13 protein-coding genes are annotated in these 16,964 nt (G+C 69.2%); 9 read left to right on the top strand and 4 right to left on the bottom strand.

Features of this window, described 5'->3' with window-relative positions; all coding sequences use genetic code 11:
- The first annotated feature begins 5 nt into the window (after nt 1–5).
- From arnC to HNP46_RS11265, 7 genes are read left to right on the top strand one after another with little or no spacing between them, the layout of a single operon-like run.
- The gene (gene arnC / locus HNP46_RS11295; protein ID WP_184588845.1) at nt 6–1,007 is read left to right on the top strand and encodes an undecaprenyl-phosphate 4-deoxy-4-formamido-L-arabinose transferase; all 1,002 of its coding nucleotides are present in this window, start codon (nt 6–8) and stop codon (nt 1,005–1,007) included.
- Nucleotides 1,004–3,025, top strand: coding sequence for a bifunctional UDP-4-amino-4-deoxy-L-arabinose formyltransferase/UDP-glucuronic acid oxidase ArnA (gene arnA, locus HNP46_RS11290; protein ID WP_184588843.1), 2,022 nt, complete (start codon nt 1,004–1,006; stop codon nt 3,023–3,025). The genes arnC and arnA overlap by 4 nt, the downstream gene beginning before the upstream one ends.
- Nucleotides 3,025–3,909 (top strand): 4-deoxy-4-formamido-L-arabinose-phosphoundecaprenol deformylase, encoded by an 885-nt coding sequence (gene arnD, locus HNP46_RS11285; RefSeq protein WP_184588841.1) that lies wholly within the window; start codon nt 3,025–3,027, stop codon nt 3,907–3,909. Before arnA ends, arnD begins: the two co-directional genes overlap by 1 nt.
- Nucleotides 3,906–5,555 (top strand): lipid IV(A) 4-amino-4-deoxy-L-arabinosyltransferase, encoded by a 1,650-nt coding sequence (gene arnT / locus HNP46_RS11280; RefSeq protein ID WP_184588839.1) that lies wholly within the window; start codon nt 3,906–3,908, stop codon nt 5,553–5,555. Before arnD ends, arnT begins: the two co-directional genes overlap by 4 nt.
- Nucleotides 5,552–5,896 (top strand): 4-amino-4-deoxy-L-arabinose-phosphoundecaprenol flippase subunit ArnE, encoded by a 345-nt coding sequence (gene arnE, locus HNP46_RS11275; RefSeq protein WP_184588837.1) that lies wholly within the window; start codon nt 5,552–5,554, stop codon nt 5,894–5,896. The genes arnT and arnE overlap by 4 nt, the downstream gene beginning before the upstream one ends.
- Nucleotides 5,893–6,321: a 4-amino-4-deoxy-L-arabinose-phosphoundecaprenol flippase subunit ArnF gene (gene arnF, locus HNP46_RS11270; protein WP_184588834.1), complete on the top strand. Its 429-nt coding sequence runs from the start codon at nt 5,893–5,895 to the stop codon at nt 6,319–6,321. The genes arnE and arnF overlap by 4 nt, the downstream gene beginning before the upstream one ends.
- A 38-nt stretch (nt 6,322–6,359) precedes the next feature.
- Nucleotides 6,360–7,748, top strand: a complete 1,389-nt coding sequence (locus tag HNP46_RS11265; protein WP_184588832.1) for a UDP-glucose dehydrogenase family protein — start codon at nt 6,360–6,362, stop codon at nt 7,746–7,748.
- Between the two features lie 39 nt (nt 7,749–7,787).
- Here the strand turns inward: HNP46_RS11265 and HNP46_RS11260 are convergent, their stop codons facing one another.
- From HNP46_RS11260 to ptsP, 4 genes are all read right to left on the bottom strand, one after another.
- On the bottom strand, nt 7,788–8,783 hold the full coding sequence (locus HNP46_RS11260) for a hypothetical protein (RefSeq protein ID WP_184588830.1): 996 nt from the start codon (nt 8,781–8,783) through the stop codon (nt 7,788–7,790).
- Nucleotides 8,784–8,884: 101 nt separating this feature from the next.
- Nucleotides 8,885–10,639, bottom strand: coding sequence for a PTS fructose-like transporter subunit IIB (locus tag HNP46_RS11255; RefSeq protein ID WP_184588828.1), 1,755 nt, complete (start codon nt 10,637–10,639; stop codon nt 8,885–8,887).
- A gap of 26 nt (nt 10,640–10,665) precedes the next feature.
- Nucleotides 10,666–11,613 carry a 1-phosphofructokinase gene (gene pfkB / locus HNP46_RS11250; protein WP_184588825.1) on the bottom strand — a complete coding sequence of 316 codons (948 nt, stop codon included), beginning with the start codon at nt 11,611–11,613 and terminating at the stop codon, nt 10,666–10,668.
- The gene (ptsP, locus tag HNP46_RS11245; RefSeq protein ID WP_184588823.1) at nt 11,613–14,507 is read right to left on the bottom strand and encodes a phosphoenolpyruvate--protein phosphotransferase; all 2,895 of its coding nucleotides are present in this window, start codon (nt 14,505–14,507) and stop codon (nt 11,613–11,615) included. Before ptsP ends, pfkB begins: the two co-directional genes overlap by 1 nt.
- Nucleotides 14,508–14,709: 202 nt before the next feature.
- On the opposite strand from ptsP, the gene cra reads away from it, so the two are divergent.
- Both cra and HNP46_RS11235 read left to right on the top strand, forming a co-directional pair.
- On the top strand, nt 14,710–15,702 hold the full coding sequence (gene cra / locus HNP46_RS11240) for a catabolite repressor/activator (RefSeq protein ID WP_184588820.1): 993 nt from the start codon (nt 14,710–14,712) through the stop codon (nt 15,700–15,702).
- A 4-nt stretch (nt 15,703–15,706) separates the two neighbouring features.
- On the top strand, nt 15,707–16,486 hold the full coding sequence (locus HNP46_RS11235; protein WP_184588818.1) for a TatD family hydrolase: 780 nt from the start codon (nt 15,707–15,709) through the stop codon (nt 16,484–16,486).
- Nucleotides 16,487–16,964: the final 478 nt, after the last annotated feature.

The raw sequence follows: 16,964 nt of genomic DNA, 5'->3' as shown, positions 1-16,964 counted from the left end.
CCACCGTGAAACCCTATCCGATCGATCTCGTGTCCATCGTCATCCCGGTGTACAACGAGGAGGCCAGCCTCCCCGAACTGCTGCGCCGCACCACCGCCGCCTGCGAGCGCCTCGCCCGCCCGTACGAGATCGTGCTGATCGACGACGGCAGCCGCGACCGCTCCGCCGACCTGCTGCAGGAAGCCGCACAGGCGCCAGGCAGCCGGGTGGTGGCGATCATCCTCAACCGCAACTACGGCCAGCACGCCGCGATCATGGCCGGCTTCGAGCAATGCCAGGGCGACCTGGTGATCACCCTCGACGCCGACCTGCAGAACCCGCCGGAGGAAATCCCGCGGCTGGTCGAGGAAGCCGCCAAGGGCTACGACGTGGTCGGCAGCGTGCGCCAGCAACGCCAGGACTCCGCCCTGCGCCGCTGGCCGTCGAAGCTGATCAACCTTGCCGTGCAGCGCTCCACCGGCGTGGCCATGAGTGACTACGGCTGCATGCTGCGCGCCTACCGCTCGAGCATCGTCAAGGCGATGCTCGCCTGCCGCGAGCGCAGCACCTTCATCCCGATCCTGGCCAACAGCTTCGCCCGCCACACCACCGAGATCCAGGTCGCCCACGCCGAGCGCGAGCACGGCGAGTCGAAGTACGACTTCCTGCGCCTGATCAACCTGATGTTCGACCTGGTCACCTGCATGACCACCTCGCCGCTGCGCCTGCTGTCCTTCGTCGGCGGCGGCATGGCGCTGGCCGGCTTCGCCTTCGCGCTGCTGCTGGTGGTGCTGCGCCTGCTGTTCGGCGCCGCCTGGGCCGGCCACGGCGTGTTCGTGCTGTTCGCCGTGCTGTTCATGTTCACCGGCGTGCAGCTGGTGGGCATGGGCCTGCTCGGCGAGTACCTGGGCCGCATGTACAACGACGTCCGCGCCCGCCCGCGCTTCTTCATCGAACGCATCGTGCGCGCCGATACCCCGCGCGCCCAGCTCACCCCTTCCTCTTCCTTCGAGTCCATCCAGCCATGACCCAGCAGACCATCGTCTTCGCCTACCACGACTTCGGCTGCGCCGGCATCGAAGCCCTGCTCGCCGCCGGTTACCAGATCGACGCCGTCTTCACCCACGCCGACGATCCCCAGGAGAACCGCTTCTACGGCTCCGTCGCCCAGCTGTGCGCCCGTCTCGGCATCCCCGTGCACGCGCCGGAGGACGTCAACCACCCGCTGTGGATCGCCCGTATCCGCGAGCTGCAGCCGCGTTTCATCTTCTCCTTCTACTACCGCCACCTGCTCAACGAAGAGCTGCTGGCCTGCGCCAGCCAGGGCGCCTACAACCTGCATGGCTCGCTGCTGCCGCGCTACCGTGGCCGCGCCCCGGCGAACTGGGTGCTGGTCAACGGCGAAACCGAGACCGGCGTGACCCTGCACCGCATGGTCAAGCGCGCCGACGCCGGCGGCATCCTCGCCCAGCAGAGCGTCGCCATCGGCGCCGACGACACCGCGCTGGTGCTGCACGGCAAGCTGCGCGAAGCCAGCCGCGAACTGCTCGCCGCCGCCCTGCCGGCCCTGGCCCGCGGCGAACTGCAGGAAGTCGCCCAGGACGAATCGCGCGCCAGCTACTTCGGCCGCCGTACCCCGGCGGACGGCCTGCTCGAGTGGCAGCGTCCGGCCCGCGAACTGCACAACCTGGTGCGCGCCGTGACCCAGCCCTACCCCGGCGCCTTCGCCCCGGTGGGCGAGCGCAAGCTGATCGTCTGGAGCTCGCGCGTCGTCAGCGGCAATGGCGGCAAGGCGCCCGGCTCGGTGCTGGCGGTTGATCCGCTGCGCATCGCCTGCGGCGAAGACTCGCTGGAAATCCTCGCCGGCCAGCAGGGCGGCAACGGCCTGTTCCTCGCCGGCCCGCAACTGGCCCGCGAGATGGGCCTGGTGGAAGGCTCGCGCCTGCACGGCGCCAGCGGCAAACCCAAGCGCAAGACCCGCGTGCTGATCCTCGGGGTCAACGGTTTCATCGGCAACCACCTGTCCGAGCGCCTGCTGCGTGACGGCAACTACGAGGTCTATGGCCTGGACATCGGCTCCGACGCCATCGAGCGCCTGAAGGGCAACCCGGACTTCCACTTCGTCGAGGGCGACATCAGCATCCACACCGAGTGGATCGAGTACCACATCAAGAAGTGCGACGTGGTCCTGCCGCTGGTGGCCATCGCCACGCCCATCGAATACACCCGCAACCCGCTGCGCGTGTTCGAGCTGGACTTCGAGGAAAACCTCAAGCTGGTGCGCTACTGCGTCAAGTACAACAAGCGCGTGATCTTCCCCTCCACCTCCGAGGTGTACGGCATGTGCACCGACGCCAACTTCGACGAGGACAGCTCGAACCTGGTGGTCGGCCCGATCAACAAGCAGCGCTGGATCTACTCGGTCTCCAAGCAGCTGCTGGACCGCGTCATCTGGGCCTATGGCCAGAAGGGCCTGAGGTTCAGCCTGTTCCGTCCGTTCAACTGGATGGGCCCGCGCCTGGACCGCCTGGACTCCGCGCGCATCGGCAGCTCCCGCGCCATCACCCAACTGATCCTGCACCTGGTGGAAGGCACGCCGATCCGCCTGGTCGACGGTGGCGCGCAGAAGCGCTGCTTCACCGACGTGGACGACGGCATCGAAGCCCTGGCACGCATCATCGACAACGAAGGCGGCCGCTGCGACGGGCAGATCATCAACATCGGCAACCCGGACAACGAAGCCAGCATCCGCCAGCTGGGCGAGGAGCTGCTGCGCCAGTTCGAGGCCCACCCGCTGCGCGACCAGTTCCCGCCCTTCGCCGGTTTCCGCGAAGTGGAAAGCCGCAGCTTCTACGGCGACGGCTACCAGGACGTGTCGCACCGCAAGCCGAGCATCGACAACGCCCGTCGCCTGCTGGACTGGCAGCCGAGCGTGGAGCTGGCCGCGACCATCGGCAAGACGCTCGACTTCTTCCTCCGTGAGGCCCTGGCCGAACGTTCCGGCGGCGTCCCCCACGCCATCCCACTGCAGAAAAGCATCGCCTGATGAGAGCGGGACTGCGCATCGATGTCGACACCTACCGCGGCACCCGTGACGGTGTGCCGCGGCTGCTGGACATGCTCGACGAGGCCGGGGTCAAGGCCACCTTCTTCTTCAGCGTCGGCCCGGACAATATGGGCCGCCACCTGTGGCGGCTGATCCGCCCGCAGTTCCTGTGGAAGATGCTGCGCTCCAACGCGGCCGGGCTGTACGGCTGGGATATCCTCCTGGCCGGCACCGCCTGGCCGGGCAAGCGCATCGGTCGTGACCTCGGTCACCTGATGCGGCGTGCCCGCGAGGCCGGCCACGAAGTCGGCCTGCACGCCTGGGACCACCACGGCTGGCAGGCCAACGCCGGGCGCTGGAACTCCGAGCAGCTGACCGAACAGATCCGCCAGGGCCTCGACACCCTGGCCGACATCCTCGGCCAGCCGGTGGAGTGCTCGGCGGTGGCCGGCTGGCGCGCCGATGAACGCACGGTCGAAGCCAAGGAGCGCTTCGGCCTGCGCTACAACAGCGACTGCCGCGGCACCTCGCTGTTCCGCCCGCTGCTGGCCGACGGCCGCGCCGGCACCCCGCAGATTCCGGTGGATATGCCCACCTTCGACGAAGTGGTCGGGCCGCAGCTGCCGGCGGCCGCATTCAACGACTTCATCCTTTCACGCTTCGACATGGACGCCCTGAACGTGTACACCATCCACGCCGAAGTCGAGGGCATCCTCATGGCCCACGACTTCCGCCGCCTGCTGGGCCAGGCCCGCAGCCAAGGCATCCGCTTCGTGCCCCTGGGCCGGCTGCTGCCGGACGATCCCGCCAGCCTCGCCGTCGCCCGCCTGGTGCGCGGCGAACTGGCCGGCCGCGAAGGCTGGCTGGGGGTGCAGCGCCCATGAAGCGCCTGGCCTACCCGACGCTGCTCGCCGCCTTCTTCCTGTGCATCCTGCTGCCCATGGGCTTCCACGGCCTGTGGATTCCCGACGAGTCACGCAATGCGCAGATTTCCCAGGCCATGCTGCAGAGCGGCGACTGGGTGTCGCCGCACCTGCTCGGCCTGCGCTACTTCGAGAAGCCCACCGGCGGCTACTGGCTGACTGCGGCCAGCCAGGCGCTGTTCGGGCAGAACCTGTTCGGCGTGCGCTTCGCCTCGGCGCTGGTCACCGCATTGAGTACCCTGCTGGTCCTGCTGGTGGCCCGCCGCCTGTGGAATGACCCGCGGCGCACCTGGGCCGCCGGCGTGCTCTACCTGAGCTTCGGACTGATCGCCGGGCAGGCCGGCTATGCCAACCTCGATCCGCAGTTCACCCTGTGCGTGAACCTCAGCCTGGGCGCCCTGTGGTTCGCCTTCGATGCCGCCACCCCACGCGGCCGCTTCGCCGCCTGGAGCCTGCTGGGCGCCGCCTGCGCCTTCGGTTTCATGACCAAGGGCTTCCTCGCCTTCCTGCTGCCGGTGATCGTCGCCCTGCCCTACGCCGTGCTGCAGAAGCGCCTCGGCCAGTTGTTGCGCTACGGACCGCTGGCGGTAATGGTCGCGGCCCTGGTGAGCGCGCCCTGGGCACTGCTGATCCATGCCCGCGAGCCGGACTTCTGGAATTTCTTCTTCTGGCACGAGCACATCCGCCGCTTCGCCGGCGACGACGCCCAGCACGGCCGCCCGTTCTGGTTCTTCGTGCCGCTGCTGCTGGCCAGCGCGCTGCCCTGGGCCGTGCTGGTGCTGCCGGCGCTGCGTGACGGCGTCAAAGGCTGGCGCGCGCCGAAAACCCTGTTCGTACTGCTCTGGCTGGTGATGCCGTTCCTGTTCTTCAGCCTGGCCAAGGGCAAGCTGCCGACCTACATCATGCCGTGCTTCGCTCCGCTGGCCCTGCTGATCGCCGACGCCATCGGCCGTGCCCTGCAGCAGCGTCGGCTGCTCGCCCTGAAATGCAACGGCGCGCTCAACCTGCTGCTGGGCAGCGGTGCGCTGGCCGGCCTGCTGTTCATGCAGGCGCGCCACCCGCAGTACCACGACGAGCTGCCCAGCGTGCTGATGATCGTCCTGGTCTGCGTCGCCTGGATCGTCACCGGCCTGCTGCAGCTGTTGCGCCCCACGCGCTTCTGGGCCGCGCCCGCGCTGGCCGCCTGGCTGCTGGTGGCCCTGGTGCCCAATGCCATGCCGAACAAGCTGATCGATAGCAAGATGCCCGACCAGTTCATCGCCCAGCACCTGGAAGCCCTGCGCGGCGCGCGCAGCCTGCTGAGCAACGACCTCGGCGCGGCCACCTCGCTGGCCTGGCGCACCGGGCGCAGCGACGTGACCCTGTTCAATACCGAAGGCGAACTGAAGTACGGCCTGCGCAACTATCCCGAAGGCCAGGGCCGCAGTATTCCCGACCAGGACATCCGTGCCTGGATCGACCGCGCCCGCGCCGAGGGCTCCATCGGCGTGGTCATGCGCGTCAACAGCGATGACGACGAAGCCGAGCTGGCGCTGCTGCCCAGCGACGCCATCAGCTACCGGCAGAACCACATCGTGGTGTTGCTGATCCCGCAGGCCGCGCCATGACCGCCCTGTTGCTCGCCGCCGTGTGCCTGCTGACCTGCCTGGGCCAGATGGCGCAGAAGCTCGCCGTGGAAAGCTGGCGCGACGCGCCGGCCGGCATCGCCGCCAGGCTGTTCTCACCCTGGCTGCTGCTGGCCGTGGGCTGCCTGGGCGGCGGCCTGCTGCTCTGGCTGCTGGTGCTGCAGCGCCTGGAAGTCGGCGTCGCCTACCCGATGCTGAGCCTCAACTTCGTGCTGGTGACCCTGCTGGCGAGCCGCCTGTTCGGCGAGCACATCGACGCCCGCCACTGGCTCGGCGTGGCGCTGATCGTCGCGGGCGTGGCGCTGCTGGGGATGCACGCATGAAGCCCGGCATCGGTTTCGCCCTGGGCAGCGTGCTGCTGGTCAGCAGCGCCCAATTGGGCATGCGCTGGAGCATGACGCGCCTGCCCACGCACTGGCCCTTCGACCTGGCACAACTCGACCTCGCCGCCCTGTCGGCGCTGGCGGGCGCCGTGCTGGCCTATGCGCTGTCGATGCTCTGCTGGCTGCTGGCGCTCAGGCACCTGCCGCTGAGCCGCGCCTACTCCCTGCTCAGCCTGAGCTACGCCCTGGTCTACCTCGGCGCCGCCTGGCTGCCCGGCTTCGGCGAGCCGCTGAGCCTGTCACGCACCCTGGGCGTCGCCCTGGTGATTGCCGGGGTGATCACCATCAACGCGCCGCGCCGGCACGACAGAACAACCGTCATCAAACCCAGTGACGCTCGCAGCGAGCGAGTGCAGCTGGACTGACCCCATCCCGCTTCGAGCCCATATCGGGAGAGCACAGCATGAAAATCAGCGTATTCGGTATCGGTTATGTGGGCCTGGTGCAGGCCGCCGTGATGGCAGAGGTCGGCCACGACGTCCTGTGCATGGACATCGACCAGGACAAGATCGCCAAGCTCAAGCGCGGCCAGATCAGCATCTTCGAGCCGGGCCTGGCCGAACTGGTGAAAGACAACCTCGAAGCCGGGCGCCTGCGCTTCACCCATGACGTCGGCGAAGCCGCCGCCCATGGCCGCGTGCAGTTCATCGCCGTCGGCACCCCGCCGCTGCCCAACGGCTCGGCCGACCTGCGCGCCGTGCTGGCGGTGGCCGAAGGCATCGCCCGCCACCGCACCCAGCCGGTGATCATCGTCGAGAAGTCCACCGTGCCGGTGGGCACCGGCGACCAGGTCAAGGCGCATATCCAGGAAGTGCTCGCCGAGCAGGGCCGCAGCCTGGACTTCGAGATCGTCTCCAACCCCGAGTTCCTCAAGGAAGGTTCGGCCCTGGCCGACTGCCGCAAGCCCGACCGCATCGTCATCGGCTGCGAGAGCGCCCAGGTGCTGGATGTGATGCGCGAGATCTACGAGCCGTTCAACCGCAACCACGACCGCATCCTCAGCATGAACCTGCGCAGCGCCGAGCTGACCAAGTACGCGGCCAACTGCATGCTCGCCACCAAGATCAGCTTCATCAACCAGATGGCCGAACTGGCCGAGCACCTGGGCGCCGACATCGAAGCGGTGCGCCAGGGCATGGGCGCCGATCCGCGTATCGGCTACCACTTCATCTACCCCGGCTGCGGCTACGGCGGCTCCTGCTTCCCCAAGGACGTCCAGGCACTGATCCAGAGCGCCGACGAAGCGCATTGCTCCAGCGACCTGCTGCGCGCCGTGGAAGCGGTGAACCAGCGGCAGAAGAACAAGCTGTTCGAACGCATCCACAGCTACTACGGCGGCAAGCTCAAGGGCCGCACCTTCGCGCTCTGGGGCCTGTCGTTCAAGCCCAACACCGACGACATGCGCGACGCCCCCAGCCGCGTGCTGATGGAAGCGCTCTGGGCGGCCGGCGCCAAGGTCCGCGCCTTCGACCCGGAAGCCATGCCCGAGGCCCAGCGCCTGTACGGTCACGATGAGCGCCTGACCCTGATGGGCACGCCCGAGGCCACCCTCGGCGGCGCCGACGCCCTGGTGATCTGCACCGAATGGCGGCAGTTCAAGGCGCCGGATTTCGACCTGATGAGCAGCCGCCTGAAGGCCCCGGTGATCTTCGACGGGCGCAACCTGTTCGACCCCGAGCGCCTGAGCCGTTACGGCTTCGAATACTTCCCCATGGGCCGCGGCGACTCGCACCGCCTGCCAGTACCGGTGCCGGCCACCGCCCCGGTCAGTCGGCACAAGCGCAGCGCCTGAGGCGAAGCACGGGGGCCGGCGCGACGCCGGCCCCCAGGCTCAGGGCAACAGCCAGAGCGTGTGCGGCGCTGCGAGCCCCGGATAGCTCTCGTCCCGGCCGTACAACTCCACCTCGCGCCGCTCGCGCAGGGCCTCCTGGAACAGCGGCTGCAGCTGCTCCGCGCTGCCCCAGACCGTCAGCGTCCGGCCCTCGGCGCGATCGTCGATCACCACAGACGGCACATTCACCAGTTGCAGGTTTCCAGCCTGGCCAATGAACGCCTTGGCGCTGTCGTCCGCCAGGCGATAGCGCTGCCCGGCGAGCGAGCGGTCATTGGAGATATCCGCTGAAACCGGGTGCCTTCCCGGTTTGATATGGCTGACCGGGCGGCGGCTGCCGTTGTGGGTGAAGCGCGTCAGCACCGGATAGTGCAGGCGCCCGAACTGCCCCTCGATGCGCTGCCAGCGTGCTGCCTTCAGACGGTACAGCGAGGTGGTCCAGTAGCCTTCGCTGAAGTCCATGGTCAGCAGTTGTGCATGGCCATCGCGCTTCAGATCGAGCAGGTCCTCGACACCGTTGCGAGCGGGGCCGGAATAGCCCCACACACCCAGGTAGACCGGCCGCCCGGAGTCCTCGAAGGTAAGGATGCCCAGCCCCGCCGTCGGCGCCAGGCCCACGCCGGTATTGGGCAGCCAGAACACCAGGTCGTCGAGGCCGTTGCGATCGAGGTCGGCCTGGTAGATTTCACCCTCGCCGGCCGCATTGCTCATCGAACCGGTGCTCAACCGCCAGGGCTTGCCGGCCTTGTCCCGGCCCTGGAACAGCCAGCCATCGGCGCTGCGCTGCATGCTCACGCCTGCGGCGCCCGCGGTGAAATGGCGCACCGGCGGCGGCGGGCTGTCCGGGTCTTCATCGGCGTAGGTGACCCGCGCCACCTCACGCATCGGCAAGCGATTCGCCAGCTCCTGGTCAGTCAGCGGTACGTAGGCCCGCTCGGCCGCCTGCACCGCCAGACAACCGAACAGGCACAGCAGTCCCCATCCTCTCGCACGCATAGCCACTCCCTGGTCTGCCCCTGCGCAAAGGCGCCAGTGTCGCCGAACGGCGGCGGAAATACACGGAGTCGGGCCAGCGCCCGCCGAATGTGGTGGCCGGCCTAGCCGCGTCCCGCCGCCTGCTCGCCCATCACCAGCAGCGGCGCCGCCTCGGCACGCTTGAGCACTGCATAGAGCACGCCGGTGACCACGCTGCCCAGGGCGATCGCCAACAGGTAGAGCAGCGCATGGTTCATCGCGTTGGGGATCAGCAGCACGAACAGCCCGCCATGGGGCGCCAGCAGCTTGCAGCCGAACAGCATCGACAGCGCGCCGGTCAGCGCACCACCGACGATGCTCGCCGGGATCACCCGCAACGGGTCCTTGGCGGCGAAGGGAATCGCCCCTTCTGAGATGAAGCACAGCCCCAGCACCAGCGCTGCCTTGCCGGCCTCGCGCTCGCTCTGGGCGAACTTGCGCCGCGCCAGCAGCGTGGCGATGCCCATGCCGATGGGCGGGACCATGCCGCCGGCCATCACCGCGGCCATCGGCGCATAGCTCTGCGAAGCCAGCAGGCCGACGGAGAACGCATAGGCCGCCTTGTTGATCGGCCCGCCCAGGTCCACGCACATCATCCCGCCCAGCAGCAGGCCGAGCAGGATCGCGTTGGTGGTGCCCATGCCGGCGAGGAAGTCGGTGAGCGAACGCATCATCGCCGCCACCGGTGAACCCACCACGTAGATCATCACCAGCCCGGTGAACAGGCTGGCCAGCAGCGGAATGATCAGGATCGGCTTGAGCGCCGCGACGCTGGCCGGCAGCGGAATCCATTGCGCGATGGCGCGCGCCGAGTAGCCGGCGAGCAGGCCGGCGACTATGCCGCCGAGAAAGCCGGCGCCCAGGGTGCTGGCCAGCAGGCCGCCGATCATCCCCGGCGCCAGCCCCGGGCGGTCGGCGATGGACCAGGCGATGTAGCCGGCGAGCATCGGCACCATCAGCTTGAACGCGGCATCGCCGCCGATCTGCATCAGCGCCGCCGCCAGGGTGCCCGGCTGCTTGAAGGCCTCGATGCCGAAGACGAAGGACAGCGCGATCAGCAGGCCGCCGGCCACCACCATCGGCAGCATGAAGGACACGCCGGTGAGCAGGTGCTTGTAGACGCCGCGCGCCTCGCTTCCGGCCGGCGCCGCCTGGCTGCCGGCGGACGAGGCGGATTCCGCCGTCGCCTCCTGCAACGCGCGCTGGATGATCTCCTGCGGCTGCTTGAGCGCCACCCCGGTGCCGCAACGGAATATGCGCTTGCCGGCGAAGCGCACGGGGTTGACCTCGATATCCGCCGCCAGCAGGACCACATCGGCAGCGGCGATTTCCTCAGCGCTCAGCGGGTTGCGCGCGCCCACCGAACCCTGGGTTTCCACCCGCAGCTCGATGCCCATCCGTTGCGCCGCCTGCTGCAGCGCCTCGGCGGCCATGAAGGTGTGCGCCACGCCGGTCGGGCAGGCGGTCACGGCGACTATCTTCGCCGCCCTGTTCTGCTCGGCGGGCAAGTTCGGCGCTTCATCGCCCGACCAGATCACCGCTTCCTGCAAGGCGCGCTGGAGGAACACCGCCGGCTCGGCCAGCGCCTCGGCCGGCCGTGCCTGCACCAGGCGCTTGCCGGCGAAGCGCGAGAGGTCCAGTGGCTGCGCGCTGACCACCAGCACCCAGTCGGCGGCGGCGATCTGGCCTTCGCTCAACTGGCGTTCCGGATGCTGCGGATCGCGTTGTTCGACACACACCGACCAGCCCAGGCGCTCGGCCGCCGCGCGCAGCAGGCGAGCGCTGAGCACGCTGGAAATCTGGCCGTTGGGGCAGGCCGTGATCAGGGCAAGGTTCATCGTCATACCTCTTGTTGTTCTGTCGCTCAGGGCTGACTCGCAGCCAGGGCCTGAACCTGTACGGCGTCTTCGATGCGTTGCAGGCGCTGTACATCGCCGATACCGAACTCCAGTTGCGTGACCGCCAGCGCGGCCACCGCCGTGGCCTGGCGCAGGATGCGCTCGGCCGGCCAACCGGCGAGCAGGCCGTGGACCATGCCGGCCAGCAGCGAGTCGCCGGCGCCGACGGTGCTGGCGACCTCCACCTGCGGCGGCACGGCCTGCCAGACGCCCTGCGGGCCGAACCAGCGCACCCCCGCGGCGCCCTGGGAAAGCACCACCTGCCCGACGCCACGAGCGCGCAGCGATTCGACCTGCGCGGCCAGCTCCGCGTCGCTGCCAGCCAGTTGTCCACAGGCCTCGCCCAGTTCCTGGTCATTGGGCTTGATCAGCCAGGGCGCGGCTTCGATACCGGCGCGCAGGGCGGCGCCACTGCAATCGAAGGCGACCTTCAAACCGTGGCCCTGTAAGCGCAGCAGCAAATCGCGCAACCACTGCGGATCGACGCCGCGCGGCAGGCTGCCAGCCACCACTGCCAGCTCGAAATCACCAGCGATCAGGTCCAGACGATCGAGCAGTGCGTCCTGCTGGCTGTCGCTGACCTGCGGGCCAGGCCCGTTGATGTCGGTGATGCGTCCGCTGCTTTCGGCAAGCTTGATGTTGCTGCGGGTCTCCCCCGGCACGCGGACGAAGGCGTCGATGAAGCCACGGCGCCGGAACAGCGCCTCGAAGGGCTGCGCGTTGTCCGCGCCGAGAAAGCCGGCCACGGTCAGCGAATGCCCGAGGTCGGCCAGCACCTGGGCGACGTTCACGCCCTTGCCGGCGGCCTGGCCGAGTAACGCCTCGCTGCGGTTCACCTCGCCGGGCGCAAGCGTCGGCAGGCGCACGGTGAGGTCCAGCGCGGGGTTCAGGGTCAGGGTCAGAATACGGGCCATCAATGCACCTCCGGCAGGGCCAGGGCGACACTCTGGCGCACGTCCGCCGCCGAGCACAGGCCCAACGCTGCCTGCGCCAGCTCGCAGGAGGTCGGCAGGTCCAGCTCGCGGACCCGCGCCTTCACCAACGGGATGCTGCGCGCCGAGACGCTCAGCTCGTCCACCCCCAGGCCGATGAGCAGCGGCACCGCCAGCGGGTCGGCGGCCAGCTCGCCGCACACCCCCACCCACTTGCCGTGGGCATGGGCGGCGCGCACGGTCATGTCGATCAGTTGCAGCACCGCCGGGTGCAGGCCGTCGGCCTGGGCGGACAGGCTCGGATGGCCGCGGTCGATGGCCAGGGCGTACTGGGTCAGGTCGTTGGTGCCGACGCTGAAGAAGTCCACCTCGCGCGCCAGCACCGGCGCCAGCAGCGCGGCGGATGGCACCTCGACCATGATGCCCAGTTGCAGGTCGTGTTCGCCGCCCAGCTCCTTGCAGAGTTCAAGGGTGAGGTCGCGGGCCTGCCGCCACTCCTCCACCTGGCCGACCATGGGGAACATGATGCGCAGCGGCCGTCCGCCGGCAGCGCTGAGCAATGCCCGCAGCTGGGTGCGGAAAATCTGCGGGCGCTGCAGGGTCAGGCGCACGCCGCGGATGCCCAGGTAGGGGTTGGCCTCCTCGGGGATCGGCCAGTAGGGCAGCGGCTTGTCGCCGCCGACATCCAGCGTGCGCGCCACCAGCGGGCGCCCGTCGAGGGCATCGAGCACGCGACGATACTCGGCTTCCTGGGTCGCCTGGTCGGGCGCCTGGGGGTTGTCCATGAAGACGAATTCGGTGCGCAGCAGGCCGACGCCCTCGGCGCCCAGCTCCACCGCCTTCGCCGCGCCGGCGGTGTCGCCGAGGTTGGCGCAGACTTCCACGGCATGCCCGTCGCGAGTAACGGCCGGCTCGTGGCGGCGCGCCTCGGCCTGCTCGGCGCGGCGCTGGCGCAGGTCGCGCTGGCGCCAGGCGGCCTGCAGCGTCTGCGCGTCCGGCGCAATGCTCAGCTCGCCCTTCTCGCCATCGAGCAGCAGGGCGGTGCCGGACTCCAGCGCCAGCACGCCTTCGCCGGCGCCCACCAGGGCAGGAATGCCCAGCGCTCGGGCGATGATCGCGCTGTGCGAAGTCGCGCCGCCGCGTGCGGTAACGATGCCCGCGACCTTCTCCGGGTCCAGTCGCGCCACATCCGACGGGCCGACCTCGTCCATCACCAGGATGTAGGGCTCAGCGGGTTCCACCGCGCTCTCGACGCCGCACAGGTGCGCCAGCACGCGGCGACCGACGTCACGCAGGTCCGCCGCGCGCTCGGCCAGCAGCGCGTCGCGCAGGGCCTCCTGCTGGCTGGCGACACGCTCGATCACCTCGCTCCAGGCTGCTTCGGCGCTGGCACCGGTGGCGAGGCGCGCCTGCACCTCGGCGAGCAGTTCGGGATCATCCAGCAACGCCTGGTGCGTGGCGAAGATGTCGCGGATCGCCTGCACCTCGCTGCGCTGCACCAGCGCCTCGATCTCGCCGCCGATGGCCGCGCGGGCCTGGTCCAGGCGCTGGCGCTCCGCCTCGGCGCCCGCGCCACGTTCGGCGTAGTCGAAGGCCCGCACGACCTGCAGATAGGCCGGTCCGCTGGCGATCCCCGGCGACGCGGCGATGGCCTGCAGTTGCGCGCCCGCTTCGGGAGCCCGCACGGCCTGAATCTCCGGCTCGGCCAGGTGGACCGTTTCGACGATCAGTTCGAGGGCTTCCGGCAGCGGCTCGACTGCCTCGCCCAGGCCCTGCTCCACCGCCGCGCGCACCGCAGCCAGCGCGGCCTCGGCGATTTCCGGCTCGGCGAAGAACTCCAGCATCTGCCCGCGCCGCGCGCCGAGGCTGAGCAGCTTGCTGAGGCTGCGGATCGACACCGGGGCGCTGTCGCCTTCGGCGATGCGCACACGGATTTCCCCGCTGAAGTCCCGCGCCAGCAGCATCAATACCTGCGCCGGGCGCGCGTGCAGGCCGTGGGGGTTGGCCAGGGGGACGCGTACGCTGGGCCAGTCCACCGGCAATTCGCCGCCCAGGGCCTCCAGCAGCGCACGCACGGAAGTGGCGCCAGCCAGCTCCTCGGCGCGACCATCCACCAGCAGATCGCAAAGGCGCGCGAACACGGCGTCGTGGGCGTCGCCCTGGCGGGCCAGGCAGAACAGCCCACGCACCGGTTGGCCGGCATGGCTCAGCTCGCGCGCGGGGGTAACGAATACCAGGCCGGGGCGGGTGACGCACTGCTCGCTGTCCTGCCACCAGAGGCCGGCCCCCAGCGGCAGCGCTTCCTGGTCATGCAGCGCGGCGGCGAATCCCGGAACGACGCAGCCGGCCTTCTTCAGCCGGCGTGCGCCGACCAGGGCCAGCTCGTCGAAATCCTCAGCGGCGACGCCCAGGCCGACCAGGTGTTCGTCGAACAGCAGCGGCTGTGGCGCTCCGTCCTTGAGCAACTGCAGCAGGTCCTCGGGCTTCTGCGCCGCACGCAGCGCCGCGCCCACTTCGCCGTCGCCCAGGGCGCGGGTGAGCAATTGCAGCAGGCGCAGGTGCTCGTCGGACTTGGCAGCAATGGCGATGGCCAGGTGCACGGTCTGCCCGTCGCCCCAGTGCACGCCCTCGGGAAAATGCATCAGGCGCACGCCGGTGCGTTGCACCAGATGGCGCGTCTGCGGGGTGCCGTGGGGAATGGCGATGCCCTGGCCGAGGTAGGTGGAGCCCTGCGCTTCGCGGGCCTGGATGCCGGCGAGATAACCCGCGGCGACCAGTCCGTCGTCCTCCAGGGCCGCGCCGAGCATGGCCAGCGCGGCCTGCTTGTCGGCAGCGCGCTGGCCCATGCGGACCTGCTGCGCGTTGAATTCGAGCATCGTGTTCTCCTCACCGGCGCTGGCGCGACCCGGCGTTGGGGCGGTTATCCGCTTGTACGGTGATCAGCTTAGAAGTTGCAGCGCAGGAACAGGGCTCAGGCAATGCTGCGTGCACGATGCTGAATCGTTTCACCTATTGAGACTGGCACGTTACTCGATAATGCGTGATCCTTGAAGCCCCCCTTATCGGCAGCATCCCGCGTTGAAACTCAGTGATATCGCCCGCCTGGCCGGTGTTTCGGTCACCACCGCCAGCTATGTGATCAACGGCAAGGCCGTCCAGCGCCGCATCAGCGCCGCCACGGTGGAACGCGTGCGCGCGGTGATCGAGGAGCACGGCTACCACCCCGACCAGCAGGCCGCCAGCCTGCGCCGCGGCCAGACCCGCACCCTGGGCTTCGTCCTCCCGGACCTGGAGAACCCCAGCTACGCCAAGCTCGCCAAGCTGCTGGAACAGGGCGCCCGGGCGCGCGGCTACCAGTTGCTGATCGCCTGCTCGGACGACGAGCCGGACACCGAGCGCCAGGTGCTCAGCCTGTTCCGCGCGCGACGCTGCGACGCTTTGATAGTCGCCAGTTGCCTGCCGGCCAGTGACGAAAGCCATGGGCGCCTGCAGGCCGACGGCGTGCCGATCATCGCCGTGGATCGCCAGCTCGACCCGCAGCGCTTCTGCTCGGTGGTCAGCGACGACCGTGATGCCAGCCAGCGCCTCACCGCCAGCCTGCTGAAACCGGCGCCGCGCAGCATCGCCCTGCTCGGCGCGCGGCCGGAACTGATCATCTCCCAGGAGCGTGCCGCGGGCTTCCGCAGCGCCCTGCGCGACTTCAAGGGTCAGGTGCTGATCGAACACGGCGAAACCTTCAGCCGCGACTGCGGCCGGCGCCTGATGGAAGAGCTGCTGGCCGGCCAGGGGCAACTGCCCGACGCGCTGATCACCACCTCCTACGTGCTGCTCGAAGGCGTGTTCGACGTCCTCCAGACCCGCCCCGAAGGCTGGCCGGCCGGCCTGCGCATCGCCACCTTCGGCGACACCCAACTGCTGGACTTCGTCCCGCTCAAGGTCAACGCCATCTCCCAGCAGCACGCGCTGATCGCCGATCGCGCGCTGGACCTGGCGCTGGCCGCCATCGAGCAGAACAGCTACACCCCCGGCGTGCACCCGATCCCGCGCAACCTCAAGCTGCGCACGGAGTGAGCTGATGCGCCTGATCGACACCCACAACCACCTGGACTGCCCGGACTTCGAGCAGGACCGCGCCGCCGTGCTGCAACGCAGCCGCGAGCTGGGGGTGGAGCGCCAGGTGCTGCTGGGAGTATTTCGCGAGAACTGGGAAGACGTCTGGGCGCTGGCGGACAGCGAGCCGGGCCTCTACGCCGCCCTCGGCCTGCACCCGATCTACCTGGCGAGGCATCGGCCGGAGCATATCGTCGCGCTACGCGAATGGCTGCAGCGCCTCGCCGGCCACCCGAAGCTCTGCGCGGTGGGCGAGATCGGCCTGGACTACTACCTGGAAGACCTCGACCGCGATGCCCAGCAGGCCCTCTTCGAGGAGCAGCTGCGTATCGCCATCGACTTCGAGCTGCCAGTGCTGCTGCACGTGCGCCGCGCCCACGCCGCGATGATCGCCACGCTCAAGCGCTACAAGCCCGCACGCCAGGGCATCATCCACGCCTTCGCCGGCAGCCGCGAGGAGGCCCGCGAATACCTCAAACTCGGCTTCCGCCTGGGCCTGGGCGGCGCGCCGACCTGGCCGCAGGCCAACCGCCTGCGCAAGGTGGTACCGGAGATTCCGCTGGAGTCCATCGTGCTGGAAACCGACTCGCCGGACATGGCGCCGGCGATGTACCCCGGCGTGCGCAACAGCCCCGAGCACCTGCCGGATATCTGCGTGGCACTGGCCGAACTGAAGGGCATCAGCCCCGAGGAACTGGCCAGCGCCAGCACGCGCAATGCAATGGAACTGTTCGGCTGGAAATGACGGTCGGGCTTTGCGTAGGAGCGGACTCCGTCCGCGATCGGGCTCACTGCTCGCCGGAGGCCAATCGCGGACAGAGTCCGCTCCTACGGATACGCACGCAACTCTTGCGCTTGCGCACCCGCACCCGCACCCGCACCCGCACCCGCTTTTGAGGTCTTCCAGAGAAACATCCGCACGCTCCGGAATGCCCCTTTCAGGAGGCCTCGTTGAAGCGCAGTTTCAGGGGTTGAGCGACATGGATGTCGCGAGAGCCGCGATGGGCCAGGGATGGCCCTTCGCGGCGGGCCCCTGAAACTGCGCTTCAACGAGGGAATTTTTCGCCTAAGCGAAAAACCGGATGAAGGGGCAAGACCTTTGCCTACTTTGGGTCGTTTGCCAAAGTAGGTCGCCCGAGGGGGCGAAACAGGGGATATCAGCGCACGCCGATGCGGCGCAGAAGCCTCCAGTTCGATCGCGAGCAAGCTCGCTCCTACAGATT

Origin of the sequence: Pseudomonas nitroreducens (assembly GCF_014204515.1) — a bacterium.
GTDB lineage: Bacteria > Pseudomonadota > Gammaproteobacteria > Pseudomonadales > Pseudomonadaceae > Pseudomonas > Pseudomonas nitritireducens_A.
The sequence above is the reverse complement of the archived record's forward strand: the minus strand, read 5'-3'. Positions and strand labels throughout refer to the sequence as shown.

Coding starts and splice junctions, on each gene's coding strand:
- HNP46_RS11255 (WP_184588828.1), bottom strand. CDS start 10,639: ATGAACCTTGCCCTGATCACGGCCTGCCCCAACGGCCAGATTTCCAGC.
- arnT (WP_184588839.1), top strand. CDS start 3,906: ATGAAGCGCCTGGCCTACCCGACGCTGCTCGCCGCCTTCTTCCTGTGC.
- HNP46_RS11235 (WP_184588818.1), top strand. CDS start 15,707: ATGCGCCTGATCGACACCCACAACCACCTGGACTGCCCGGACTTCGAG.
- arnF (WP_184588834.1), top strand. CDS start 5,893: ATGAAGCCCGGCATCGGTTTCGCCCTGGGCAGCGTGCTGCTGGTCAGC.
- arnA (WP_184588843.1), top strand. CDS start 1,004: ATGACCCAGCAGACCATCGTCTTCGCCTACCACGACTTCGGCTGCGCC.
- arnE (WP_184588837.1), top strand. CDS start 5,552: ATGACCGCCCTGTTGCTCGCCGCCGTGTGCCTGCTGACCTGCCTGGGC.
- HNP46_RS11260 (WP_184588830.1), bottom strand. CDS start 8,783: ATGCGTGCGAGAGGATGGGGACTGCTGTGCCTGTTCGGTTGTCTGGCG.
- ptsP (WP_184588823.1), bottom strand. CDS start 14,507: ATGCTCGAATTCAACGCGCAGCAGGTCCGCATGGGCCAGCGCGCTGCC.
- pfkB (WP_184588825.1), bottom strand. CDS start 11,613: ATGGCCCGTATTCTGACCCTGACCCTGAACCCCGCGCTGGACCTCACC.
- HNP46_RS11265 (WP_184588832.1), top strand. CDS start 6,360: ATGAAAATCAGCGTATTCGGTATCGGTTATGTGGGCCTGGTGCAGGCC.
- arnD (WP_184588841.1), top strand. CDS start 3,025: ATGAGAGCGGGACTGCGCATCGATGTCGACACCTACCGCGGCACCCGT.